This is a genomic window from Bacillus haimaensis (assembly GCF_048270625.1).
Classification (GTDB): domain Bacteria; phylum Bacillota; class Bacilli; order Bacillales; family Bacillaceae_I; genus Sutcliffiella_A; species Sutcliffiella_A haimaensis.
In genome coordinates this window covers 405,696-430,567 of sequence record NZ_CP158164.1, presented here as the reverse complement: position 1 = coordinate 430,567, position 24,872 = coordinate 405,696, and the positions used below count along the sequence as shown (strand labels likewise).

Sequence of the window (24,872 nt, the reverse complement as noted above, 5' to 3'; positions counted from 1 at the left end):
AGAATATCAGTTATTAGGATGAAAGAGAATGTGTTTTCTCTTCATTTGGCAATTCTTTTTCAATATGAGCGATTCTTGCATCGATTGTATGACGGTGGTAGGAAGCATTCACCTGATGCTCCAGACGCTCTAGATAGCTCTCCATTTCAGTGAATCTAGAAGAGGATGTTGCTCCGTTATTAGATTCCAGGACTTGATTCATACGATGGTTGGCTCGGGCCACATTTTCTCTGCCCATCAATTCCATCCGCTTGATGTACATATCCTTAAGCTTGTGTTTCATACCTTCATATTTTTGCTCCAGGGAAGTTAGATCTTGCGTAACCTTTTCTAAGGAAATCTTCAGCTGATTTGCGCGTTCCTCATATTGCTGATACTCTCTTACAGCAAATTCATAGAGCTCCGATTCGTTAGCTTTAGAAGCTATTTCAGCTTGATGCTTTCTCTTTTCCGCAAGTTGGGTAGCTTGATAATATTCTCTTACAAACTCATCTTTCAGGATATTTTGACGCTCCACTAACAGTCGTACTTTTTCAACTTCTTTCTCGCAATCCCTTAAGTACTGATTAAGCATGGATATTGGATTCTTTTGTTCTTTTTTATCAAGTGCTTCATGGAAATCCGCTGCGATAGTATTCTTAATCCTAGTAAATAAACTCATTTTCAAACACTCCTTTAATTATTTGTTGTTTAGTGCGTTCCACTCTTTTTCAAAGTTTGTAAATGGATCACTGCTTTCTTTCGCTTCGATAATCGAGTCTTTCGATTTGTTCCAGTTTTTATAGACGACATATAAAATGTACGCTGCTACAAGTCCTAGTACGGCCGGGACATTCGCGATCGAGAATCCAATGGCGATGAAACCGATGATTCCCCAAAGTACCTTGTTGGCGGTGGAATCGGTTTTCATAAACTCCTTCACCGCATAATAGGAAACCACCAAGCTTAAGGCCAACCCGAGTAACGGTCCAATATTCGCCAGTAATACGAAGAACGCGATTACCCCTACTAATAACAATCCAAATTTTTTCATCTGTGTTTCCTCCTTTCATGTCTCTATCTTATCTGCTTTCAAGGATTGCTATAACGAGCCTGAGCTATATTTTAAGATAAGACTTGAGGCTTATTGGAGCTACGACCATTGAAAATGATTGTTGAGATGAGAAGAAGTCTTATGTAGTCTTTTTGGCACTTGAACTTTCTATTAGAAATTGGTAGAATTTTCAGAAAGTAACTTGTCTCACCTTTTTTAAATAATGATTAGGAGGCGTTGTAATGGAAAAGCTGGTTCACTTAATTCCGTACAAAGTTGACAATCAATTGTTTGAGGCGCAGCAAATTCCCGAAGGAGTGGAGATGATACAAGCTCCCTCTCTCTGGAATAGAGGCTTTAAAGGAAAAGATACTGTCATAGCAGTCATTGATACCGGCTGCGATACCTCTCATCCGGATTTGGAAGGGAGAATCATAGCAGGTCGGAATTTTACCGATGATGATAATGGCGACGTTGAAAGGATTACCGACTATAACGGACATGGCACACATGTTGCCGGAACCATCGCTGCCATTAATGCCGCATCCGGTGTAATTGGTGTTTCTCCAGAAGCTAAACTGCTGATTTTAAAAGCGCTTGCTGGAGAGGAAGGCTCTGGCTCCTATGAATGGGTAACATCAGCAATAGAATATGCAGTTTCTCAGAAAGTGGATATCATTTCCATGTCACTTGGTGGACCTATAGATGTTCCCGAGCTTCATGATGCAATCAAGTCCGCAGTGGATAATCAGATCCTGGTTGTATGTGCTGCAGGAAATGAGGGGGATGGAAAGCATTCTACGGAGGAATTCTCTTATCCGGCAGGCTATAATGAAGTAATTTCGGTTGGGGCAGTGAGTCTTCAGCGCAAATCGTCCTATTTCACCAATTCCAATAATGAAGTGGACGTCGTGGCACCAGGAGAAAAGATAATTTCCACGGTACCCGGAGGCAGATACGCTGTTTTCAGTGGTACATCCATGTCAGCACCACACGTAGCAGGCGCCCTCTCCCTGGTAAAAAATTTGTCCGAAAGCGAGTTTGAACGCAAGCTTACCGAGCCTGAATTATATGCACAGCTTGTGAAGCGTACCATTCCATTAGGATACCCTAAGAGTCTCGAAGGAAATGGTCTGATTTATTTAACTGCCCCTGAATTGCTGGCTGATTATCTGAAACAAATTAATATTGAAGAATCGATTGGTGTATAGGGAAACGAAACGTCAAAAAGGAATCCCAAAGGAGTTTAACGCTCCTTTGGGATTTTTTTATTTGATATTTGCCTGCTCTTTGGTAATGTCTATAGCAAGAATAACTGAACCAATTGCTTGAATCCAACTGCCCGTATTAATAATCGCTTCAATGCTTTCACTTTCCCCAGTCTTTATCTCATTTGCACCACCGATTGCCTGTAGCGAGTTCCCGATAACCTGAAGGAGGTTTCCGATGATGGCCATGGTATCGACATCTGGTCCATCCCACTCATCTCTAAGTGCTGCCGCTCCACCGAGAGCTTGGAGCAGGTTCCCACTGATAAACAATTTATCTCTAATAATCGTATCTTCCTCTATTAACAGACCAGAAATAACCGTGATATTCCCGATGGCTTGAATTCCATTGCCAATTTTTCCAATCGTGTATCCTTCCTGCCCGTCCGCTTCCAATGCATTACCTGTAGCTTGAAGCACATTTCCAACCATGTCTAAGCCCTCACTCTGCTCCTCCACTCTGACAAGGAATCTGGTACTGCTTACAGCGGAAAGGACTGTACCTACAGCCTGTATCCATGACCCGATAAGTATTTTATTTTCACTATCCATGATCTATCCGCCATTCTCTTCATACCAAAGCTTATTTTATAACAAGATAAGGTCTCATCATCTCATAGTCCTCGTGTTCTAGCATATGGCAATGCCACACATATAGTCCCGTGTATGGGCCGAAATTCATGATAATTTCTGTTACCTCTTCAGGATTTGCCCTGACTGTATCCTTTTTCCCGCATTCCTGTGGTTCCGGCGGAATAGGTGGGCCCATATACTCGATTACTCGATCTTGTGTAAAACGTTCTACATTAAATTTCCTTCGTCCCAGGATTTGAAAATCTACTAGATGAATATGGATGGGATGGGTATCCTCTGTTGTATTGATCAAGTACCAGATTTCCGTACTCCCGAGTTTCGGTTTCTCCGATATTGGAGCATCCCAATCTTTGTTATCCAAAAGCATAATTTCCCGACCATAATTGTCCATTGTATGATCCAATGTCAAAAACCTTTTAAATGCTGCGTCTTTTGTTTGGAGTTTTGGGAAATTTCCCAAGTAGGATGGGATAACACTGGTGTCAATATGCTTAAGTGGCAGTTTCACGATAAATTTCATCATATCTCTCATTTCAATTTCCTTGTCACCCTCCGGAAACGGCGCCGGTGCATCATTGGTCATGACGATACTTGTTCCTTCGAGGTTGGTAAAATCAATGACTAAATCTGCTCTTTCTGCAGGTGCAAGAGTGATGGATCTGATGCCAATCGGATGATCCATCAGACCTCTATCCGTTCCGATCTGATACATGAGCTGTCCTGAGTCCAGTTTTATTCGATAAAAGCGGCTGTTGGAAGCATTGACTACTCGGAAACGATATTTGCGAGGTTCTACTACCAAGAATGGCCATACTTTCCCATTGACCAGGATTGTATTACCAAAAAACTCCGGTACTACAGATGTTTTCAATCCTGATACCGGTTCATCCGGTTGCGTCGGATAGTAGAGAGAACCATCCGGTCGAAAGGATCTATCCTGGATGATAAGAGGAATATCATAGGCGGATGAGGGAAGTTTCAGGGAACGCTCGAAATCACTTCGTACTAGATACATCCCAGCGAGTCCAGCATATATATTGAGGCGGGTAATACCAAGTGCGTGATCATGGTACCAGAGCGTACAGGAATTCATGTAATTATCGTACCGGTAGATTTTCTGTGTAAATGTGGGGCCAACCTGTTCAAAATTTGCACTGAACCATGAGTCGGGGTACCCGTCACTTTCAGGTTCCACGACTGCACCATGTACATGAACAACTGTTCGGACTTCCGGAACATCTTTATGGGCACCATGAACCGTAAAGTCCACTGGAAGCAAATGCCTTTTTGGCAAAGCATTCATCCATTTGATGAATACCTTCTCCCCACAGTCGACTTCTATGGTCGGTCCAGGGAATATTCCTTCATATCCCCACACCGTTGTCGAGGGGAGATCGCGGTGAAGGGATTGCTTTGTTTCCTTCATTGTTACCTCATAATAGGTGTAAGTGTTGTCTTTTTTTACTGGTTCTAATTTTGGAGGAATAGGGAGTGCATCTACAAATTTTGTAAGTGAGGATACAATTTGGGTTTCAGCCATTTTTGGTTCCCCCTTATATAGGCTCTCCCCAAAGAATATTCGGCTGTCTTGCAAATTAACCCTATTTTTGTAGTTCCTTCCCCTTTCTCCCCTTACTTTCTTCTAACCCACTGGATCGATCCCATGTCATCATGGGGATGCATGTAATGGTCGAATTTTTTATATTCCTGTTCCAAATCTGTTAAGGACAGTTCATACAGGTGCTGATCCTCCTTTTTGAATACACGGAAATAGAGGAGCTTACTGATTAATTCCGACCGTCGATTTTCAACCGCATTTTTCAAAATTTCTCCCATTTTCATCACTCCTTAAATGAATAAATACAAAAAACCTCTTCCCGTCTGAGACAAGAAGAGGTTGGATTTATAAAGAAAAAAGAGACCTCAACTTATCTGCCAAGCATTGCTGCCTGCTGGAATTAGCACAGTATTCCTTATTCGAATCTGTTGCTGAAGCTTCATAGGGCCAATCCCTCCACTTCTCTGGATAAGTTACGCTATTAAGTTATGTCAGGAAAAAGTAATTTGTTATGACCATCATAAACCCGATAATCCCGATTTGTCAACTAAGAATTATTGTCGAGCCTCATGGACCTTCAGCATTTTTCCTTTTATCGTGGTGTGCTTCATCGCTTTTAGCACAATCGGACCCTTTCCATTCAAAATATCAACATAGGAGACATTATCCTGAATGGTGATGATGCCTATGTCACCAGCAGCCACTCCTTGTATTTTGGATATGGTGCCGACGAAGTCGACCGCTCTGATTTTCTTTTTCTTTCCACCATTGAAATAGAGCTTCATAATATCCTTGTCCAATTTCGCACTTTTTGCTTCTTTAATAGTTGGGCGTGTATTTATTTTCATATCAAATTCAGATGTTGCCCGAAAAACTATTTCTTTAGTTGGAGCTTCTCTTTTCGTTATCTTAAATCCAATATAAGATTCGATTTCTGCGAGGAATTTTTCTTCATATGGAGTAACGAAGGTAATGGCTTTTCCTGAATTTCCTGCACGAGCCGTCCTTCCTGTTCGATGAACATAGCTCTCCTTCTCCATCGGCAGGTCGTAATTGATCACAAGAGAAACATTTGCGATATCAATCCCTCGTGCCGCAACGTCCGTTGCTACCAGATAGCGGAATTTCCCTAGTTTGAAATCATTTATAACAGCAAAACGATCCTCTTGCACCAAACCTCCATGCAGCTTGTCACATGGATAGCCCGCGCGATCTAGCTGACGATATACATCATCCACCTGAATCTGAGTTCTGCAAAAAACAATACAACTATCCGGGTTCTCCACTGTTGTAACAGCTTTCAAAAGAGAGAACTTATCATTCTCCTGAACTTCTATAATTTCATGAACAATTTTATCCGTTGTGATACCTGTACCTTGAATTTCAATATGAGTTGGTGTTTTCATATATTTATGAGAAAGCTGCTCGACATCCTCTGGTAATGTCGCGGAGAATAGCATCGTCACCCTATCGGTGGGCAACTTTTGGATAATGGCTTCCACCTGATCAATAAAGCCCATATTTAACATTTCATCCGCTTCATCTATAACAAGATACTTTAAACGCTCCACATCAAACGTCCCTTTTTCCATATGATCGAGCACCCTGCCAGGTGTTCCCACCACCACATGAGACTTTTGCTTCAACTCCAGCTTCTGCCTATCAAATGGCTGCTTGCCATAGATCGCAGTGGCTTTAACCCGCTTGAACCTGCCGATATTCGTTATATCCTCTTTGACCTGAGCTGCAAGCTCCCGGGTTGGAGTCAGAACGAGTGCTTGAGGTTTATTCTCCTCCCACTCTACAAGTTCACAAAGCGGTATGCCAAATGCTGCTGTTTTACCGCTGCCTGTCTGTGATTTCACGACGAGATCTTTATTCTCCAAAGCATTGGGAAGAACTTTTGCCTGGACTTCCGTAGGAACGGTATATCTTAATTTTTCAAGAGCGCTAACTATCTCTTCACTTAATTGGAAGTCTTTAAAACTATTTTTCATGCTGTACCCTCATTTTTCTTCTATTTACAACAGATTCATTATACTTCATTATCGTTTGTAAAAAAAATAGACCCATTTTAGTCTATTTACTTCAAGCTAATCTTCCTGTAAGAAGGTCACTTTTAATTCCACTACCTCTGATCTGCTGCCAATTCGTATCGGCGGTCCCCAAAAACCGAACCCCGAGGAAACGATAGCATGTAAGCTGTTTTTCTTCAGGTAGCCCCAATCCAGTTCGAACATCCTTTTGGTAATGAGGTGATTGGGCATCATTTGCCCTCTGTGGGTGTGACCAGACAAAATAATATCAATTCCGCTTTCTTCTGCTTCCATTAACTGGGTCGGCTGATGATCCATGGCGATGATGGGAAGATTATGGTCCAGGTTCTCTACTAAGTCTTTTATGAGTTTCCTTCTTGAATCTGTTTTATCTTTCCTACCCAATATATAAAAGCTATCCTCGACTTGAATTACTTCATCCATCAAAATCTGGATATCTAGCTTTTTCATTTCCTCTAAAAATGCGGGAATTTCCCTTCCGTAATACTCGTGGTTGCCAAGTACACCGTATATCCCCATTGGTGCATGCATATTCGTCAGAATCGCCCCCATTTGCTTCCGTACAAATTGTTTTGGATCATCATCAATTATATCCCCAGGAAGCAGGATCAAATCCGGTTTTATACTTTCCACAGTTTTTACGAGCCGACTCACATGTGCCCTACCGGATAGCTTTCCAAAATGCATATCAGATGCTACAGCGATTTTCAGTTCCTTATGGTTTTTCACCTTTTTTGGTATAGAGATTTCGTAGCTTCGAATTACCGGACTGTATGCGTTGAACATTCCTAATGCCATGAGCAGCATGAAGATGATCAAAGTAACATTTCCGGTCCAAATGATTGCAGCTTCTTCTGATAATGGACTCCACTTCAGCAGGAATACAGTTAAATTGGCTATAGGGAAAAGAAGTAGACCGTATTGCACCACCGCAAACCAATAGGAGCCGATGATGGAGAGGAAACTAAGTAGCTTCAACAGCCTTCCGAGAATATAGGAATACGCGATTATTGCTACAATGATGCTAAAAAGGATGTGGTGTTCCCAATGAAAAGCCGTGCTTGCCCAGATCCACACATTCCACCCAAGATAGTAAACGAATATATTGTACAACGAAAAAAATGCAAAAATCGATAAAACAGGACGAAGCTTCAATACGACAACCCCTTTGATGATTATATCTGCATTCATTATAAGTCATTGAAACGGAAATCTATAACAAACTGCATCAAAAAACTGACCCCCGAGATGGAGGGTCAGTTTACTAGAGTGGATTTTTTTAGATAGGAGTCCAATATAATATTTCCAAAAGGGATAAACGCTGCGATTACTGCCCCAGCTATCCATTTAAACGACCATCTGACTTTATACGTTACATAGGCAATGACGAAAAGATAGGTGATGAAAAGGAATCCATGGATTGCCCCTACTACACTTACCACCTCCGGAATATCCAGACCATATTTTATCGGCATGGCAATAAACAACAGGAGTAGCAGCGAGCCCCCTTCAATAAGTCCCATTACTCGAAATCGATCGATCGGCGTCTTTTTCATAGAATATAAACCACCTTAATATTTGCTAGTTGTTTTCTGTATTATAATGGATTTCCGGGCCTTATAGCGGATAGAAAGTTGACAATCCTGTGAAGTGGAAAGCTGTGAAAGTGTACCATTTATCATTTTTTTGATTTCCGGCAATATATCAGGTAGCCCAGCTGGATCAATATGGTCAAAACAAGTGCTGATGGAAAGATGACAATGAAAGATGCTACTGCAGCCAAATCACCCCAGGTCGGATCTGATAAGTGAATATAAATGGAATAGAGGACAGACAGAAAAAAACTGATGAGTACGCCATAAAACATGATTTTATATTTTTTCAATGCTAGTTCCCCCTTGTTCACCACATATTTCAATGCTCAAAACATCCCTGTTGATAAGTATATTATTTAGATTTGCTAAATAACCCTAAAGGAAAAAAACAGTGCAGTTATAAACCGCACTGTTTCATACTAATCCTCATTCGTGAAATTCCTTTAGTGCCAGAATACCTGCTTCCAAATAGTCCATGAATTTCTTTTCCACCTCAGGATCCAATGTTCCAGGCATGCACTCCTGGATTTTTTTAAAGTTATAGATGATCATCTCCGTCTTTAACCCTCTGCTGACCAATACACTGTTCAGCCATGTAGCATATTCAGTAAAGGTATTGGTGTCGTTAAGTTTATAAGCGGTATTCAGATATAGGAAATGATAGAAGTTGTCTTCTATTGTTCGTTCCTTCCCCTTTTCTCCAAACTTTTCTTCCAAAAAGGGGAAGTCCTTGTACATCGTTGCCACCACTTTTTCAACTATGGGCGTTACATCTATATCGCCTATATCGGCTTTTATTTTTTGTACGGTAGGAGACATTATCAGTTTGGTCATGTTGCCACAACCTTATATCTGGTGATAGTCGGTATAATTGCTGCCAACTCCTGGTCCGGATACTTTTTTTCCAACTCATGAATGCGTTTATAATCCTCGCCCTGCACCCAAGTAAGAAACGCTTCTTTGGAATCCCATTCCATAAATACCGTCAATTCTCCGGTTTTCTTTTCATTTTGCAGCAAAAGAAAACGGTGGAATCCTTCCGCTTTCTCCACCAGTCCTGACCGGTTATGGTAAATGGCAATCACTTCATCTGATTTTTCTGGTGGTACTTTAAATGTCGAGTGAACGATATACATGAAAATCCTCCTTCTTGATGGTTGAATCATTGTAATTGAGGTATATTTTTGAGTATGACAAAAAAGATGTTTCTATATCCGAACATCTTTTTATACTTTTTATTTATGTATGTGTGATTGGTAGTTCAATATTTCTTCTCTTTATTTCTTCTAAAATCAACTTTAAAAAATCTTCATTTAGATTGTTCGTTTTTGCTGCTTCATATACTTCCATCAGTGATTCATTACTTAATAAATCCATTAGATTCCCTCCCAAGAGTTAGGATTTTCTAAATAGCTGATCTAAGGTATCTTATTCTGTTCTTTAGAGCTGCCAACCATTCGCTAGGTAGTTTGTGTCGTAAACGAATATTTAAATAAGATAGCTTTTCATCTTTTTAAAAATCCTAATATAGTGGAACGGAAGTAATTGGAAAATAGAATCATCTTATCTATTCAACCTCTATACATAAATATTATCGGAAACGTTTCACCTTTGTCCAATAAATTACCAGCCTTTGGGTGTAAAAACATTGCCATTCAGTCCTGTTCCTTAACATTTCAACCCTTTTGCGCCTACATTTAGGGACAAGTCTTGGGTTTATTGCTAAAAAGCTCAGATTACGAAATGTTCACCTTAAATGTTCGTAATCTGAGCAAGCATTTCCTGAACCTCATTGATCTTGAGCTTAGAAATATGTGCATATTTTTCGTGATTGATAAAATAGGCAAAATAGGTTTCATTTTTTGGTGTAATATGTGATAGCATTCGCAGATTCACAATATAGGATCGGTGGGTTCGATAGAAATTACTGTCTAGCTGCTTGTAGATATCACTAATATTTTCATAGGTTTCGACTGTTTGATTGACGGTATAGATAATACACTTTTTTCCTGATTTTTCAATAAAAATGATATCATTAAATGCAATATAATAAAAAGAACTGTTGGAACGGACAGCAAGTCTTTTGTTTCCCGTAAGATCCGCATCTTCCCGATCGTTCACTATGATTGTCTTTGCTCTCTCCAAAGCTTTGTACACTCTTATTTTTTCTACCGGCTTTACGATATAATCCACTGCTGAGATTGCAAAAGCTTCGACAGCAAATTCATTGTACCCTGTTGCAAAAATGAATTTTAAATCCGGCGCAAAAACAAGGCAATCCTTAATGGCTTCTAGTCCATTTTTATTTGGCATGTTAATATCCGCAATTACTAACTCGGGTTTGTTTTTCATAACACTATCTATCAACTGTTCTCCATTTTTACAAATATCGATTATTTTAAAGTCTTTTAACTGACTTATAAAAAATTTAAGTATTTCAAGAGAATCCTGATTGTCATCAACAATAATGAGATTTATTGGCTTCAATCGAAGAAAACCCCTTTCTTTCCATAAAATTAAATAGGGATCTTCACCCAAAATGTACTTCCTTCATGTTCTTGGCTGCAAACCCCGACTGTACCTTTCATCTCCAGTACATTCTGTTTCACCAGGGTCAAACCAATACCAGTTCCTTCAATATTAAAGTCTTCATGGAATATTCGGTAAAAAGGTTCAAAAATCTTTTCTTGCAGCTCCTTTGGTATTCCTATACCGGTATCTTTCACAAAAAGTGCCAGATAATGGCCAGTCACTTTCCAATAAAGGGAAACAGAACCTTCCACTTTATTATATTTAATAGCATTTGCCAGCAGATTAACAACGACCTGTTGAAACCGTATCGGATCAACCAATATCGTCACATCCTCCAGGTTTTCTTCCACAAGAATCAGGATCTTTTTATCCAATGCATTATTATTCACTAGTTGCATGCAATCATGAATCGCATCTTTGACATTGACAGGCTTGTTATTGTCATCTGCCATATCAGGCTTGGAATCAATCCTTACCAATTCGAGAATGTTATTAATCAATTGAAGCAGATGTTTACTGGAATACAGAATTTTCCCTAACCGATATTCCTGCTTGGCGGTGAGAGGATCTTTTTTATCATCATCCAGTATTTGTGCAAAGCCGATGATGGAATTCAAAGGTGTACGCAACTCATGACTAATCATCGCCAGAAAGTTCGTTTTCGTTCTATTTGATTTTTCCGCTACATTTTTTTCATTAATAAGCGATTGCTCGATACTTTTTTGCAGAGTAATATCATGAAAGATAATCAAATGATGACCTTGATAAATATCTTTGGAAGCGGAAAAGCTGATGATTCTCTCCGTCTTGTCCGGCCGATTAATCATATACTCATCAGAATGCGTTTTTCCTAATGACATTAGATTACTCCAGTGTTCTTCTAAAGGAGTCTGGTTTGAATCACTCACAAATTTTTTTACTTGGAGGGACCTGCACTCTTCTTCCGTTATTCCAAGAATTGAGCAAGCTGCAGGATTGGTGTCTTCAATATTCCCTTCATTATCAAGAATAATAATTCCTACCTGCGCCCCTTCGAAAATATCGCGCAGCTTCTGTTCATTCTGCATGAGATGAATATTGGCTTTCTGCAGTGAGTTAGTGTTGTGTGTCATTTCCTCCACAATACTGATTTTATTGAGTACCAGGGTTACCTGCTGACTGATTGTATGTATTAGATCCAGTTCTTCCTGAGTGAAACTTGCCCGTTTTTTTGAACCAAATGATAAAGTACCTACTAGTTTCCCATAAGAAATCAAAGGTTCGCATGCATATGCCTTTATTCCAAATGACTTCAGCATATCCACTCTTCTATCATCCAATTTATCTACATGCTCCACTACTTCCGGCGTAAGCTTACTTGCCACTAATCCACAAACCGCCTCGCCTTTAGCGAGTACTCTCATCCGGTCTGCAGCAGCTTCGCAAATCCCATAATAATTCATGAGATGCAGTTTCTCATCCTTCTTATTCCAAAGATAGTTGAAATAGAAATCCAAATCCAATGAACTCGATAGACGATGAAATAGGGAATCCAGTAACTCCTTAGGCTGCTCTGTGTTGTTCAGCTTCATCGCGGTCTCATTGATAATGGAATTGATCTCTTGCGTTTCCGAAATTCTTTCTTTATTTATGTATTCTTCTGTAATGTCCAGAATCATAAACGTGTATTCTTCTGCCAGAGAGGGGAATATCATAAATCTTAGCCACTGTACGGGTAATTCAGAGAACATAAAATCAAATTGCTCGAATCTGCTTTCCTTGATTACACTATCTATGTGGTTATCAATAATAGAGGACAATTCAAATTGAAATATGGAAAATATATGCTGGTCTTGTATTGGGTACGCATCAAGCTTTAATAGGTTCATAGCTTCATCATTAATAAAACTAATTCTTTTGTTCTCCTTAAATAGGATATATCCATTTAACCGACTGCTAAAAGAATTTGTTTTCTTAAATTTACTATTTGTTTTTTTGGCTTGATCGACTTTAATAAAATTATTCATTTTCATTCCTTTCTCAAATGCCCCATTCCTGACAATTGATTAAGAAAACTAGTATATGTATCTAGTAGTTTGGTGCATATCCAACATCAAGGAAAAAAGATGAAATATACTGCACATTAAAACTTGTACTATTAATATTATATCTTTTAAAATAAATTTTTTACACCTTGTTACTGTTGGATATCTCTCCAAAATTTACGTACACTTTGATATTTTAACTCTAAAAGCTATTATATAACCACTCTCCAAGTTGCTTTTCGCCTACAATTTCTGCCCTTTTCACACCGCAAAACCTTTATTTCATCAGCTTTTCGCTACTTTTGGTGTTCTCGACCCTATATAATAAACTTTTGGGTAATATAATAAATTCATTTGAAAATATTACATTATTTACCGCTGATACAAGAGGATGGGGCTTGACCCTCCTACCAAATCACACAAACAATACCCAACACCTCTCCATCCTTACCCTCCAAACATTCAACACTGCAAGGGTCTGGCCCTGGTCTTGTGCGTCCCTCCCGCACAAAACCTAAAAACCCACCACTCTCAAACGTCAACTGCTTCAAAACCGCAAGATCAAAAGTACGGGGCCTGCCCCTCCTACCCCATCAACACAAACAAAACCCAACACCTCTCCATCCTTCACCTACAAACAATCAACACTGCAAGGGTCTGGCCCTGGTCTTGTGCGTCCCTCCCCCACAAAAACTACAATTAGTACGCACCCTCTAAAAAAACACAAAAAAAAAGCCCCCTAAAAAGGGAGCTTTTCCTCGTCAAAAACTATTACTTTTGAACGTTAGTTGCTTGTGGTCCACGAGCGCCTTGTTCGATTTCGAAAGATACAGTTTGACCTTCTTCTAAAGATTTGAAACCTTCGCCTTGGATAGCAGAGAAGTGTACGAATACATCGTCTTGTCCTTCTACTTCGATGAAACCGAAACCTTTTTCAGCGTTGAACCATTTTACTTTACCTTGTAACATAATGTTTCCTCCTACAGTGGATGAATCCACAATTGTATTACCATTCTTGCTCTGCATAATCTTTCAAGACGAAAAACGTTGAAGTAAATTCCTTCTATCAGCCTTACCGAACAAAAACAATTAACTTAATCATAGAGGTTAATCTTTTAAAAATCAAGTTTTATTTGGTTTTGCTAGTAACTTCCATCTTTATGTGACGGTGTTGCTGGAAAACGGCAATGAAGATTATGCAGCAAAAAGCTGCAACGATGGTGAATTTCTGTAGTAGTGTACCCAAGATAATCCAAAATATAAACCTATTCAGAAAAAATTTTTTCATCTGGAAAAAAATATTTGAAATACAGGCAATTTTATTCTTTCCTTTTTATGATTATATGATGTAACATAGTACAATAGCTTTTCCGAAAAGAGACAACTGTATTTTTAGGGAGGACAACATGAAAAAATTCGGACTTTTACCCAGAATCATTTTAGCTATTCTCTTAGGTATTATCGTTGGGAACTTTGCTCCACAGTGGTTTATTAAAATCTTTGTAACCTTTAATGAGATTTTCGGAAACTTCCTTGGTTTTGCCATCCCGCTTATTATCATTGCATTCATCGCACCAGGTATAGGGGAACTCGGCAAGGGGGCTGGGAAACTGTTAGGTATCACAACAGGATTGGCATACCTATCCACTGTTGCTGCAGGCCTATTGGCATTCTTTGCAGCAAGCTTCCTTTTTCCTGTGCTTTTGAAAAATGCAAATTTGTCCAAGGCTTTTGAGAATCCCGAAGAATCTCTGCTTTCACCTTTCTTCAAGCTTGAAATCCCGGCACCATTGGAAGTGATGACCTCGTTGGTTATCGCCTTCACGCTTGGTCTTGGAATGGCTGCTATCAAAGGGAATGCCCTAAAAACAGTGATGGTGGAATTCAGACAGATTATCGAGCTTGTGATTTCAAAAATCATTATTCCACTCTTACCGTTTCATATATTGGGGATTTTTGCGAATATGACCTACGGCGGTCAAGTCCAAACAATCATTTCGGTATTCGCCAAGGTTTTCATCTTGATTATTCTGCTTCATATCGTCATGCTGCTTTTCCAATATACGTTAAGTGGGACAATCTCCAAGAAAAATCCATTGAAGATGCTTAAAACGATGCTACCGGCTTATTTCACTGCACTTGGCACCCAGTCTTCCGCATCTACCATTCCTGTTACGCTCGAGCGTGCAAAGAAAATGGACGTAAAAGAAAAAACAGCGGATTTCACTGTCCCACTCCTTGCCACCATTCATTTATCTGGAAGTACCATCACCATCGTCTCCTGTGCAATGGCAGTCATGTTTATCAATGGGATGGATTATTCGTTCGCAACCGTCCTCCAGTTCATCCTCATGCTCGGTGTGACGATGATTGCTGCTCCTGGTGTTCCTGGTGGTGCTGTTATGGCCGCACTGGGACTCTTGCAGACGATGCTTGGCTTTGACCAGACACTGGTTTCGCTGATGATTGCCCTGTATCTGGCGCAGGATAGCTTTGGCACGGCCTGTAACGTTACCGGAGATGGCGCAATTGCTAACGCGGTTGATCGATTGACCGGTAATACAAATTAGATAAAAGAAGCGGAGGGCTCAAATTTGAGTCCTCCGCTTCTTTTATACTAAGGTAGTTGGTGAATGATCAACTTTGCAACCTTTCATAACCGAAATGTTCCAAAAATTCGTTAAATGCCTCTATTTTGCCTAGAATGATATCGTGCTGGACTTCACCAGGAGCGGTCGAGTCCATATCCTTCCTAAAATCTTTAATTTTGGATTCCACATAGGAAATGATAGCTGTTTCGTTAAATGATGTCATATATCTCACCTCATCGTTTTAATAGGAATTTACCCCCTATCCTCCGCAGACAAACTTCGGTGAGCACATTAAAAAAGGCTTTTTCATAAAGATTGTTGCTATAAGCTATAGGGCAGGGCTAAAGATAAGGTGTCAACATTAAACACCCTGTCGGTCTCCGTCCCAGGCGTTCGCTTATCCAAGAAGGCCTCGGAAGCCTCCTCGGTGCTGCGCACCTGCGGGGTCTCCCTTGACACGCTGCTCCCGCAGGAGTCTCACACCTTGCACTCCAACCAACAGGGGTGACTCTAAGTATAAAATTTGCCTTCCTAGAGTTTGAAAAATTGGACTTTGTCTCATTTTTTCATTTCAGTGGAGCAAATAATGTTGAAACTTGAGTTGATTGTAGCGGAGGATACTTGACTCCTGCGGGAAAGTAGAGGGCATGGGAGACCCCACAGGCAAAGCCGAGGAGGCTCCCATCCGTCCCCGGGGAATCTTGTATCCCTCGCTGCAATCAGCGGGCTGCATTTGATGCTTATATTTTATCTATTTAACAACAAAGAATGCGAAAACAGCCTTAAAAAAAGAGACTCAACATCGAGTCTCCCTCATCTTATCGTTCCACTTCCTGCAAATCATGTATATCTACTGTTGTTCTCTCTTCACCCGGTCCGCGAAGGTGAACGGTGGCAGTTCTGCCGTCCTCGCTCAAGGAATCGATCCATACCTCTGTTCCTTGAAAAGTTACATTTATGTCGGCTGATGATGAGAGGATCTGTTTCACACGTTTTGTTTCCATTTTTATCACTCCTGCATTTTTTTCTTATGTTCTTCATCTTTATATTTTTGCTTTTTTCCTCTTATTTATGCCTCCAAAGTTTAAGCCCTTGCCTCTATTGTCAAGAATATAAAAAGAGGTGAACATAATGAAGCTGAAACCTGATGAAAAAGAAGCCTTAAGTGATGCAATAGACAAGATGAATGAAAGCCTGGACCGTTTTATTGAGTTCTATAATGAAGCTGAAGAAGATAAAGCGATTATTGAGCTGGATGATGAGGTCATTGCACTGATCGTGGCAGGGAAAGAGAAATATGGAGAAAGCGCCCTGACAAGAAAGATCAATCTGATCCTCAAAGAAGTACTATCCTTTGTTTCTGATGAGGAAAAGGAATCATGAAGAATCTCAAGAATAATACTTCATTTTTATTCGCCTTTATTCATTGGCCAGTAATCACTAGAATTCTTTGTATTATTTTCATTATTAATATCTCATTTGGAGTGTTGATACATTTTATCGAACCGGCTGAGTTCCCCGCAATATTTGATGGGATTTGGTGGGCCATTGTAACAACAGCTACACTTGGCTATGGAGATTACGTACCTGTTACAGTTACCGGGAGATCCTTGGCCATACTATTGATATTTTTCGGGACAGGTTTTGTGACTACGTATTTTGTTGCGCTTGCAGCCAGTGCTGTGGCTACACAAAATGCTTATTTGGAGGGCAAAGTGGAGTATAAAGGTGAAGGACATATCATAATCGTCGGTTGGAATGAGAGGGTCAAAGAGTCTTTGATGCAGATAAGAAAGCTTGTAAAGAAGCCTGTTGGAGTTGTCTTAATCGATCAAACCCTGCAGCAAAACCCACTTCATGACCAAAATGTCCATTATATTAAAGGGAATCCCATTTATGATCAGGTGCTATTAAATGCAAACGTTAAAAATGCTTCACTCGTTGTCATTACATCCGATCAGAGCAAAGATGAAGTCCAGGCAGACATGAATGCCGTCTTAACATTATTGACCGTGAAAGGATTGAATCCTGATGTTCATACCATTGTGGAGATACTGACTTCGGCCCAGGTCAAGAATGCCAGGCGGGCAGGTGCAGATGAAATTATCCAGACCAATATGCTGTCAAGCTATTGTCTCATCAACAGTATGGTTTCATATGGCATGTCCAATACTGTCCTTAATATGCTTGATCAACTAAAGGGCAGCAAGCTGAAGTATATGGATGCAGAGGAATCCTATATCGGAACGACCTTTGAGCAATTAAGCAACCAGCTATTACAAAATAAAATATTATTGATAGGCATAAAAAGAAGAGAGGAAACGATGGTCAATCCTCCTCTCTTCACGCTTATTCAGGCAGATGATAGTCTTTTGGTCATTAAAGACTAATCTCTTAGCAGCAAAGCTTCCAATTCTTTCACCAGGGTTTTGCCGAGATCGATGTATTCTTTAGGGAAAGAAGCGTCCGGGTCTACTGGTTCGGAAAACTGGTCAAATGAAGCTGTTGCATTATCTACATGCACATTATCATCTAATCCTCTTTGGTATTTATGTGATAGTAAAAAAGGTCTTCCCAATCTCACAGAGGTACCTTGGGAATCAAGCTGCCCATCTACCGCTTGAAAGGGAACGCGTAAAAATTGGTAGCCTACATCACTGTCGATTTCATAATCAAAATAGCCATGGTCATACTCCCATCCGCCACCAATTGAGTAGCCCAGACTTTTTAGTTCCTGTTCCAGCTTATAAAGATGAAACTCCGTACCTTCCAGTTTTGAAGGAATTGGAATCATGGAAATCCCTCCTTTTATAGTGGTAGGCTTCCCTTTAAGGATGTTTGTCATGCAAAAGCATAAAAAAAGCTGCCCACAACCACGGCAGCTTTTCCATTTAAAATTATTTCAAGCGCTTCTCAAGCTCCGCTTTTACCTCTTCGAAGCCTGGTTTGCCTAATAGGGCAAACATGTTAACTTTATAAGCTTCCACTCCAGGCTGATCAAACGGATTGACCCCAAGAAGGTACCCGCTCATTGCACAAGCCTTTTCAAAGAAATACACAAGATAGCCAAATGTATAGGCATCCATCGCAGGAATGTTCACAACAAGGTTTGGCACCCCACCGTCAGTATGTGCAAGCAATGTGCCTTCGTAAGCTTTTGTGTTGACGAAATCGACTGTCTCACCAGCCAGGTAGTTCAAACCATCAAGATCGTTTTCTTCCGCTTCCACTTTAAGCTCATGTCTAGGAGTATCCACTTTGATGATTGTCTCAAACAAGTCACGACGGCCTTCCTGTACATATTGCCCCATAGAGTGCAGGTCTGTAGAAAAGTTTGCAGAAGCAGGGAAAATACCCTTTTGATCTTTCCCTTCACTTTCACCAAACAGCTGCTTCCACCATTCAGAGAAATATTGCAGTCCTGGCTCGTAGTTGATGAGCATTTCAATTGTCTTGCCTTTGTTGTAAAGGACATTACGAACTGCGGCATACTGATAGGCAGCATTGTCTTCCAACTCAGATTCGGAGAAATCAGAGCTTGCCTGTGCTGCGCCCTTCATCATCTCCTCGATATCTGCACCAGAAACGGCTATAGGCAGCAATCCTACTGCTGTCAGAACAGAATAACGTCCCCCAACATCGTCAGGAATAATGAATGATTCGTATCCTTCTTCCGTTGCAAGAGTTTTTAATGCACCACGCGCTTTGTCCGTTGTTGCGTAAATACGTTTGCGAGCTTCTTCTTTTCCGTATTTTTCTTCTAGAATCTTGCGGAAAATGCGGAAAGCCAATGCCGGCTCTGTAGTAGTACCCGATTTGGAAATGACATTGATGGAAAAGTCTTTTCCATCTAATAGGTCCATTAAATCTTTCATATAAGTGGAACTGATGTTGTTTCCAACGAAAATCACTTGTGGGGTTTTACGCTGTTCTTTTGATAGTGCATTGTAGAACGAGTGATTCAGCATCTCAAGGGCAGCACGCGCTCCAAGATAGGATCCACCAATCCCCACCACCAATAGAATATCGGAGTCCGTTTTAATTTTCTCTGCACTTTTGACGATTCGTGCAAACTCTTCTTTGTCATAGGCAGTAGGCAGATCGATCCATCCTAGATAATCATTTCCTGCCCCTGTTTTCTCATGTAGAGAATGATGTGCCACTTTCACTGCATCTCTTAAGTATGTAATTTCATGTTCGCCGAAAAATGATAAAGCTTTACTATAATCGAAGCGAATATGTGTCATTGTTTATACCCTCCAAAAAACATATTTGCCATGCCAATTTTCACTTTACCTAATAACACACAATAATTCAAGAAGACCACTCTTTGAAAGCGGATACAGTTTTCAAAGAGGATTCGGGACATAAGAAAACGGCTATACACTACGTATAACCGTATCTTATTTAATATCTGAAGACTTACAGAAGTGTCAGGTTGGCTCCACTTCTTCTTTTTCACCTTTATTTTTCGCCACTACTACACGAATATATTCACGTGGCTTAAATGGTCTGATGACATTTAAGCTGCCTTGATCGTCCAATTGATTGCTTCCAATCAGTACTATCTGAGTATCAGTGGTGTTCATACTATCGTCAAATTCCTTTTTCTGCTCGGTATTAACCCACCATGCACCAGCAAATAATGTGGAAAATATTGAAAGAGCAACAGCTGCTTTTGTTTTCATCATAACTACCACCACCCTGTTTATAGAATGGCAAAATACGACGTTTTTTATGCATGCAGAAAAAAATTTTTTGATTTGTTTTGGACGAGTTTCTATTTATTTAATATAGAAAGGAAAAATGGCCTATACTAAGAATCGACATGGATGCTATTAGGTTGGATTTAGTATATAATTTGATTTGGTAATGTTTCTTTATAAATAATTACTCTCAACAATACATTGCAGGTGCTTATTAATTAATGTGCTTTGCATTGTTTTCTTATGTTAGGGAGGTTACTTGAAATAGAGGAGGTTTGTGTCTTGTCACTGATTCACTTAGTGATCTTATCGCCTTTCTTGCTGGCGATTTTTGTGCCTTTGCTGCATAAATATTTTAAGCGTATACATACCGGTTGGTTCGTCCTGTTACTTCCCATTCTATTGTTCATCTACTTTATAGGAAATTTAGGGGAAACGATGGACGGTAATACATATTTGAGCACAATGAACTGGATTCCCTCCATGGGAATAAATTTTGCTGTGTACCTGGATGGATTGGGGTTATTGTTTGCCCTTTTAATAACGGGAATCGGTTCCTTGGTGGTTCTGTATTCCATTTATTATTTATCCAAGGAAAAAGAAGCCCTTAACACCTTTTATGTCTACCTATTGATGTTCATGGGAGCCATGCTTGGTGTTGTTTTATCAGATAATATGCTGGTTCTCTACTCATTTTGGGAGTTGACCAGTATCTCTTCCTTCTTATTAATTAGCTATTGGTATCATCGGGAAAAATCCCGCTATGGAGCCCTTAAGTCCATGCTAATTACCGTTTTCGGCGGACTTTCCATGCTTGCCGGAATTATTCTACTCTACACGATGACAGGTACATTCAGTGTTCGCGAGACAATCGCGAATGTTGATATCGTAACTACTCACGAATTATTTGTACCTGCGCTCATTCTTTTTCTATTAGGCGCTTTTACAAAATCTGCCCAATTCCCATTTCATATTTGGTTACCTGATGCAATGGAAGCACCTACACCTGTCAGCGCATACCTGCACTCTGCGACGATGGTTAAAGCCGGTATTTACCTTGTTGCCCGCATGAGCCCGGTATTTGCCGGAGCACCTGAGTGGTTCTGGTTGATTTCGATTTTCGGAATCATTACGTTATTCTGGGGATCTTTCTCAGCTGTGAAGCAGACAGATTTGAAGGCTATCCTGGCTTTCTCTACCATCAGTCAGCTCGGATTGATCATGACCCTGCTCGGAATTGGCAGTGCTGCCGTTTACTATGACTATCTTGAAGAAAATATCTATACCGTAGCGACCCTTGCTGCCGTATTCCACCTGATCAATCATGCAACATTCAAAGGAAGTCTCTTTATGGTTGTCGGGATCGTCGACCATGAAACCGGGACAAGGGATATCCGTAAGCTTGGCGGATTAATGAATCTGATGCCCATTACCTTTACCGTTGCAATCATCGGTGGATTTTCGATGGCCGGACTGCCGCCTTTCAATGGATTTCTCAGTAAAGAGATGTTCTTTACAGGTATGGTAAACGCTACACAAATCGGTGCGTGGAACATGGAAACATTCGGAATGATATTCCCGGTATTGGCTTGGATAGCAAGTATCTTTACTTTCATCTATAGCATGGTCTTAGTGTTTAAAACTTTCACAGGGAAGTACCAGCCTGAAAAATTGGATAAAAAACCTCATGAAGCTCCACTTGGGATGTTGATTCCTCCCATTATCCTTGCTTCCTTGGTTGTTATTTTCGGATTCTTCCCAGAAATTCTAAAAGGCTTAATCGAAGCAGCACTTCACTCCATTTTCCCGAGCAACTTTACAGTGGAGGATGTGCACATCTACTTCTGGCATGGATGGACAATCGAGCTATTCATGACGATTGGTGTTATTGCGTTCGGTTCCTTCTTGTACTTTACCCTGGCAAAATGGGGGAAAATCTACGAGTGGTTCCCGAAACGCCTTACGTTGAACAAGCTATATGATGGCGGTCTTGTTGGACTCGAACGTGGCTCTTTCACGTTTACTAAATTCTATATGACAGGGTTTATCCGAAATTACCTGGTGATGATATTTGGATTTATGGCCTTATTGCTCTTATATGTAATGGGGCAAACCGGGGCATTCAACTTCAGCTTAGACAATGCATCAACTGTCGGCGTTTACGAGCTGATCCTGTCACTAGTCATGGTGATTGCGGCAGTTACCATCCTCTTTACGAAATCGCGTCTTTCCGCAATCATTGCACTTGGAGTAGTAGGTTATTCCATGAGCTTGTTCTTTGTACTATTCAGGGCACCTGATTTGGCATTAACTCAATTAATTGTTGAAACCGTATCGGTAGCTTTATTCCTATTATGTTTCTACCATCTTCCTGAAATCTCCAAGAAGGTGAACAGACTAAGATTCCGTCTGACAAATTTCATTATCTCCATCAGTGTTGGTATCGTGGTTATTTTGATTGGGTTGTCTGTCAACAGCTCCCGAGTAGCCGAGTCCATTTCAGATTATTTTGTTACGGCGTCCTATGAGGAGGCAGGCGGAAAGAACATGGTTAACGTCATTTTAGTAGATTTCCGAGGATTTGATACCCTTTTTGAAATTGCCGTTCTCACCATTGCAGCTTTCGGCATCTATGCAATGATCAAGCTGCGACTTACGAAGGGGGGGAGTCAATGATGAAGGTGAATGATCTGATTTTACAAACTGTTACGACTTTTTTGGCGTTTATCATTTTCATTTTCTCCATCTACCTTTTCTTTGCGGGCCACTATACACCAGGAGGCGGCTTTATCGGAGGATTGATGACTTCCGCAGCACTCGTCCTTTTACTACTTGCCTTTGATATAAAAACAATGAAAGAGGCTTTGCCTATTAACTTTCTGACAGTAGCAGCCAGCGGTTTGATGATTTCTATTTTAACAGGAGTGGGTGCATTCATTTTTGACGTCCCATTTTTGACGCATGCATTTGAATACATCGAACTTCCCATTCTTGGTAAGACAGCCATCGCTTCTACGCTTGCATTTGATTTAGGAGTATATCTAGTTGTTGTCGGTATCGCGATGACCATTATTCAAACGATAGGAGAGAGCGAATAATGGAAATAGTAATGACCATAGTTGCAGGAATACTGATTGCAACTGCTGTATATTTGATGCTTTCAAGAAGTATTTTACGAATTGTAATCGGAACAGGACTTTTATCGCATGGTGCCCATCTTATGATTCTAACGATGGGTGGATTGAAGCGAGGTGCAGCCCCCCTTCTTGGCGAGGAAGCCTCTTCCTATACTGATCCGTTGCCGCAGGCTCTCATTCTGACGGCAATCGTTATCAGTTTTGGTGTTACTTCTTTCTTCCTGGTCCTGGCATACCGTGCTTATCAAGAACTGAAGACAGATGATATGGATAAATTAAGGGGAAATGAAAATCATGAATAACCTAGTGATCTTACCGATACTAATCCCTTTAATTACAGCTACCCTTCTTTTACTTTTACCAAAGAGAATCAAGCTGCAAAAATTGATTAGTGTCATTTCGTTATCGTTTGCAACCATTGCCTCTATCGTTCTGGTCCATACGGTATATACAAACGGAATTCAAACACTGGAAATAGGAAACTGGCGACCGCCATTCGGAATTGTACTTGTTGCCGATATGTTTGCCTCCCTGTTGGTGTTGACAGGGGTCATTGTAAGCTTCATGTGTATTCTGTTTGCATTCCGCTCCATTGGAAAAGGACGGGAGAGCTATTACTATTATGCTTTCACTCAATTTCTATTAACAGGTGTGATGGGGGCATTTCTGACAGGGGATATATTTAATCTATTCGTCTTCTTTGAGGTAATGCTGATGGCCTCCTATGCCCTGATTGTCATTGGGGGCACACGCAGCCAACTGCGCGAATCTTTGAAATATGTACTTGTCAATGTGATATCCTCTGCCCTGTTTGTCCTTGCACTTGCCTACATTTATGGGCTTATGGGGACGCTTAATATGGCCGATATCTCCAATAAAGTGGCGGAATTCGGTCAAAGCGGAATATTAACAGTAGTTGCTATTTTGTTTTTAATTGTGTTCGGACTGAAAGGCGGAATTTTCCCATTGTACTTTTGGCTTCCTGGTTCCTATCATGCCCCACCATATGCTATTACAGCGTTATTTGGAGCATTATTGACCAAGGTTGGTGTATATGCAATCTTTCGTACATTCACCCTTATTTTCTATCATGAACCGGAAATTACCCATACCATTATTGCCATACTAGCAGGAATCACCATCCTTATTGGTGCAATCGGAGCTATCGCATACTGGGATGTCAAAAAAATTCTCATCTATAATATCGTTACTGCAGTTGGTGTCATCATTTATGGTGTGGCACTAGCAAACGAAACAGGCTATGCAGGCTCCATCTATTATCTAGTACACGATATGGTCATCAAAGGAGCACTTTTCCTCCTCGGTGGAGCAATGTTTGCAGTCACTGGAACGGATAATATCAAGAAAATGGGAGGACTTATTAAGCGTCACCCACTACTTGGGTGGATGTTTTTCACAGCTGCAATGTCACTTGCAGGGATACCGCCATTAAGTGGTTTCGTAGGAAAAGTTCTCTTGGTGCAAGGTGGTTTAGAGGCTGATCACTATGTGTTTGTTGGTGTCATGCTGTTGTCGAGTTTACTCGTCCTCTATTCTGTCATGAAAATCTTCATGAATTGTTTCTTTAAGGCAGAGGTACTATCTGCAAAAGAAGAACAAGGCTCTACAAAAGGACTCATTTATCCTTCTGTCATCTTACTGGCACTTTCTGCTTTCCTTGGTTTAGGTGCAGAATTTGTATATCCGTATGTATGGCAGGCAGCAGAAACAATGATGGATCCATCCATCTATATCCAAGCAGTTTTAAAGGAGTAGT

The 24,872-nt window shown here is 40.5% G+C and carries 28 protein-coding genes and 1 riboswitch; of the genes, 8 read left to right on the top strand and 20 right to left on the bottom strand.

Features of this window, described 5'->3' with window-relative positions; all coding sequences use genetic code 11:
- Positions 1-13: 13 nt before the first annotated feature.
- Together ABN702_RS01955 and ABN702_RS01950 are read right to left on the bottom strand one after the other, a co-directional pair.
- Positions 14-661, bottom strand: a complete 648-nt coding sequence (locus ABN702_RS01955) for a PspA/IM30 family protein (protein ID WP_417899189.1) — start codon at positions 659-661, stop codon at positions 14-16.
- A gap of 18 nt (positions 662-679) precedes the next feature.
- Entirely contained in the window at positions 680-1,033 is a 354-nt protein-coding gene (locus tag ABN702_RS01950; protein ID WP_417899188.1) for a flagellar basal body rod protein, read from the bottom strand.
- Positions 1,034-1,275: 242 nt separating this feature from the next.
- Between ABN702_RS01950 and ABN702_RS01945 the strand changes: the two genes are divergently transcribed.
- Positions 1,276-2,244, top strand: a complete 969-nt coding sequence (locus tag ABN702_RS01945; RefSeq protein WP_417899187.1) for a S8 family peptidase — start codon at positions 1,276-1,278, stop codon at positions 2,242-2,244.
- Between the two features lie 57 nt (positions 2,245-2,301).
- Here ABN702_RS01945 and ABN702_RS01940 read toward each other — a convergent pair whose 3' ends face one another.
- The 13 genes from ABN702_RS01940 to ABN702_RS01880 all read right to left on the bottom strand — a co-directional run bounded on the left by ABN702_RS01940 (position 2,302) and on the right by ABN702_RS01880 (position 13,630).
- On the bottom strand, positions 2,302-2,853 hold the full coding sequence (locus tag ABN702_RS01940) for a DUF6944 family repetitive protein (protein ID WP_417899186.1): 552 nt from the start codon (positions 2,851-2,853) through the stop codon (positions 2,302-2,304).
- Positions 2,854-2,884: 31 nt separating this feature from the next.
- Positions 2,885-4,435 (bottom strand): multicopper oxidase family protein, encoded by a 1,551-nt coding sequence (locus tag ABN702_RS01935; RefSeq protein ID WP_417899185.1) that lies wholly within the window; start codon positions 4,433-4,435, stop codon positions 2,885-2,887.
- A 92-nt stretch (positions 4,436-4,527) separates the two neighbouring features.
- Complete coding sequence (locus ABN702_RS01930; RefSeq protein WP_417899184.1) at positions 4,528-4,731, bottom strand: Fur-regulated basic protein FbpA; 204 nt, start codon at positions 4,729-4,731, stop codon at positions 4,528-4,530.
- Between the two features lie 89 nt (positions 4,732-4,820).
- A riboswitch (SAM riboswitch) is annotated at positions 4,821-4,928 on the bottom strand.
- A gap of 79 nt (positions 4,929-5,007) precedes the next feature.
- Entirely contained in the window at positions 5,008-6,450 is a 1,443-nt protein-coding gene (locus tag ABN702_RS01925; RefSeq protein WP_417899183.1) for a DEAD/DEAH box helicase, read from the bottom strand.
- A gap of 96 nt (positions 6,451-6,546) precedes the next feature.
- A complete protein-coding gene (locus tag ABN702_RS01920) occupies positions 6,547-7,701 on the bottom strand; it encodes a metallophosphoesterase (RefSeq protein ID WP_417899182.1) in 1,155 nt (384 codons plus the stop codon).
- Between the two features lie 65 nt (positions 7,702-7,766).
- On the bottom strand, positions 7,767-8,066 hold the full coding sequence (locus ABN702_RS01915; protein WP_417899181.1) for a DUF3817 domain-containing protein: 300 nt from the start codon (positions 8,064-8,066) through the stop codon (positions 7,767-7,769).
- 122 nt (positions 8,067-8,188) lie between these two features.
- A complete protein-coding gene (locus ABN702_RS01910; protein ID WP_417899180.1) occupies positions 8,189-8,395 on the bottom strand; it encodes a hypothetical protein in 207 nt (68 codons plus the stop codon).
- Positions 8,396-8,531: 136 nt separating this feature from the next.
- On the bottom strand, positions 8,532-8,939 hold the full coding sequence (locus ABN702_RS01905; protein ID WP_417899179.1) for a hypothetical protein: 408 nt from the start codon (positions 8,937-8,939) through the stop codon (positions 8,532-8,534).
- The gene (locus ABN702_RS01900) at positions 8,936-9,241 is read right to left on the bottom strand and encodes an antibiotic biosynthesis monooxygenase family protein (RefSeq protein WP_417899178.1); all 306 of its coding nucleotides are present in this window, start codon (positions 9,239-9,241) and stop codon (positions 8,936-8,938) included. Before ABN702_RS01900 ends, ABN702_RS01905 begins: the two co-directional genes overlap by 4 nt.
- Positions 9,242-9,344: 103 nt before the next feature.
- Positions 9,345-9,482, bottom strand: coding sequence for a sporulation histidine kinase inhibitor Sda (sda, locus tag ABN702_RS01895; protein ID WP_417899177.1), 138 nt, complete (start codon positions 9,480-9,482; stop codon positions 9,345-9,347).
- 375 nt (positions 9,483-9,857) lie between these two features.
- On the bottom strand, positions 9,858-10,592 hold the full coding sequence (locus ABN702_RS01890) for a LytR/AlgR family response regulator transcription factor (protein ID WP_417899176.1): 735 nt from the start codon (positions 10,590-10,592) through the stop codon (positions 9,858-9,860).
- A 29-nt stretch (positions 10,593-10,621) separates the two neighbouring features.
- Complete coding sequence (locus tag ABN702_RS01885) at positions 10,622-12,643, bottom strand: ATP-binding protein (RefSeq protein WP_417899175.1); 2,022 nt, start codon at positions 12,641-12,643, stop codon at positions 10,622-10,624.
- Positions 12,644-13,432: 789 nt separating this feature from the next.
- Complete coding sequence (locus ABN702_RS01880; RefSeq protein ID WP_204420134.1) at positions 13,433-13,630, bottom strand: cold-shock protein; 198 nt, start codon at positions 13,628-13,630, stop codon at positions 13,433-13,435.
- 437 nt (positions 13,631-14,067) lie between these two features.
- Here ABN702_RS01880 and ABN702_RS01875 point away from each other — a divergent pair, with 437 nt between their 5' ends.
- On the top strand, positions 14,068-15,231 hold the full coding sequence (locus ABN702_RS01875) for a dicarboxylate/amino acid:cation symporter (protein ID WP_417899174.1): 1,164 nt from the start codon (positions 14,068-14,070) through the stop codon (positions 15,229-15,231).
- A 67-nt stretch (positions 15,232-15,298) separates the two neighbouring features.
- Here ABN702_RS01875 and ABN702_RS01870 read toward each other — a convergent pair whose 3' ends face one another.
- Positions 15,299-15,475, bottom strand: a complete 177-nt coding sequence (locus ABN702_RS01870; protein ID WP_417899173.1) for a hypothetical protein — start codon at positions 15,473-15,475, stop codon at positions 15,299-15,301.
- Positions 15,476-16,070: 595 nt separating this feature from the next.
- The gene (locus ABN702_RS01865; protein ID WP_417899172.1) at positions 16,071-16,256 is read right to left on the bottom strand and encodes an H-type small acid-soluble spore protein; all 186 of its coding nucleotides are present in this window, start codon (positions 16,254-16,256) and stop codon (positions 16,071-16,073) included.
- Between the two features lie 127 nt (positions 16,257-16,383).
- Here ABN702_RS01865 and ABN702_RS01860 point away from each other — a divergent pair, with 127 nt between their 5' ends.
- On the top strand, positions 16,384-16,635 hold the full coding sequence (locus tag ABN702_RS01860; protein WP_417899171.1) for an atypical membrane-integrating protein (Mistic protein): 252 nt from the start codon (positions 16,384-16,386) through the stop codon (positions 16,633-16,635).
- On the top strand, positions 16,632-17,642 hold the full coding sequence (locus ABN702_RS01855) for a potassium channel family protein (RefSeq protein ID WP_417899170.1): 1,011 nt from the start codon (positions 16,632-16,634) through the stop codon (positions 17,640-17,642). Before ABN702_RS01860 ends, ABN702_RS01855 begins: the two co-directional genes overlap by 4 nt.
- Here the strand turns inward: ABN702_RS01855 and ABN702_RS01850 are convergent.
- From ABN702_RS01850 to ABN702_RS01840, 3 genes are all read right to left on the bottom strand, one after another.
- Positions 17,639-18,046: a YugN-like family protein gene (locus tag ABN702_RS01850; protein WP_417899169.1), complete on the bottom strand. Its 408-nt coding sequence runs from the start codon at positions 18,044-18,046 to the stop codon at positions 17,639-17,641. The genes ABN702_RS01855 and ABN702_RS01850 overlap by 4 nt on opposite strands.
- A 103-nt stretch (positions 18,047-18,149) precedes the next feature.
- Complete coding sequence (locus tag ABN702_RS01845; protein ID WP_417899168.1) at positions 18,150-19,499, bottom strand: glucose-6-phosphate isomerase; 1,350 nt, start codon at positions 19,497-19,499, stop codon at positions 18,150-18,152.
- 186 nt (positions 19,500-19,685) lie between these two features.
- Entirely contained in the window at positions 19,686-19,943 is a 258-nt protein-coding gene (locus ABN702_RS01840; protein ID WP_417899167.1) for a hypothetical protein, read from the bottom strand.
- Positions 19,944-20,240: 297 nt separating this feature from the next.
- On the opposite strand from ABN702_RS01840, the gene ABN702_RS01835 reads away from it, so the two are divergent.
- From ABN702_RS01835 to ABN702_RS01820, 4 genes are read left to right on the top strand one after another with little or no spacing between them, the layout of a single operon-like run.
- The gene (locus ABN702_RS01835) at positions 20,241-22,634 is read left to right on the top strand and encodes a Na+/H+ antiporter subunit A (protein WP_417899166.1); all 2,394 of its coding nucleotides are present in this window, start codon (positions 20,241-20,243) and stop codon (positions 22,632-22,634) included.
- Positions 22,634-23,056: a Na(+)/H(+) antiporter subunit B gene (locus tag ABN702_RS01830; protein WP_417900789.1), complete on the top strand. Its 423-nt coding sequence runs from the start codon at positions 22,634-22,636 to the stop codon at positions 23,054-23,056. Before ABN702_RS01835 ends, ABN702_RS01830 begins: the two co-directional genes overlap by 1 nt.
- Complete coding sequence (locus tag ABN702_RS01825; protein WP_417899165.1) at positions 23,056-23,397, top strand: Na(+)/H(+) antiporter subunit C; 342 nt, start codon at positions 23,056-23,058, stop codon at positions 23,395-23,397. The genes ABN702_RS01830 and ABN702_RS01825 overlap by 1 nt, the downstream gene beginning before the upstream one ends.
- Positions 23,390-24,871: a Na+/H+ antiporter subunit D gene (locus ABN702_RS01820; protein ID WP_417899164.1), complete on the top strand. Its 1,482-nt coding sequence runs from the start codon at positions 23,390-23,392 to the stop codon at positions 24,869-24,871. The genes ABN702_RS01825 and ABN702_RS01820 overlap by 8 nt, the downstream gene beginning before the upstream one ends.
- Position 24,872 lies beyond the last annotated feature (1 nt).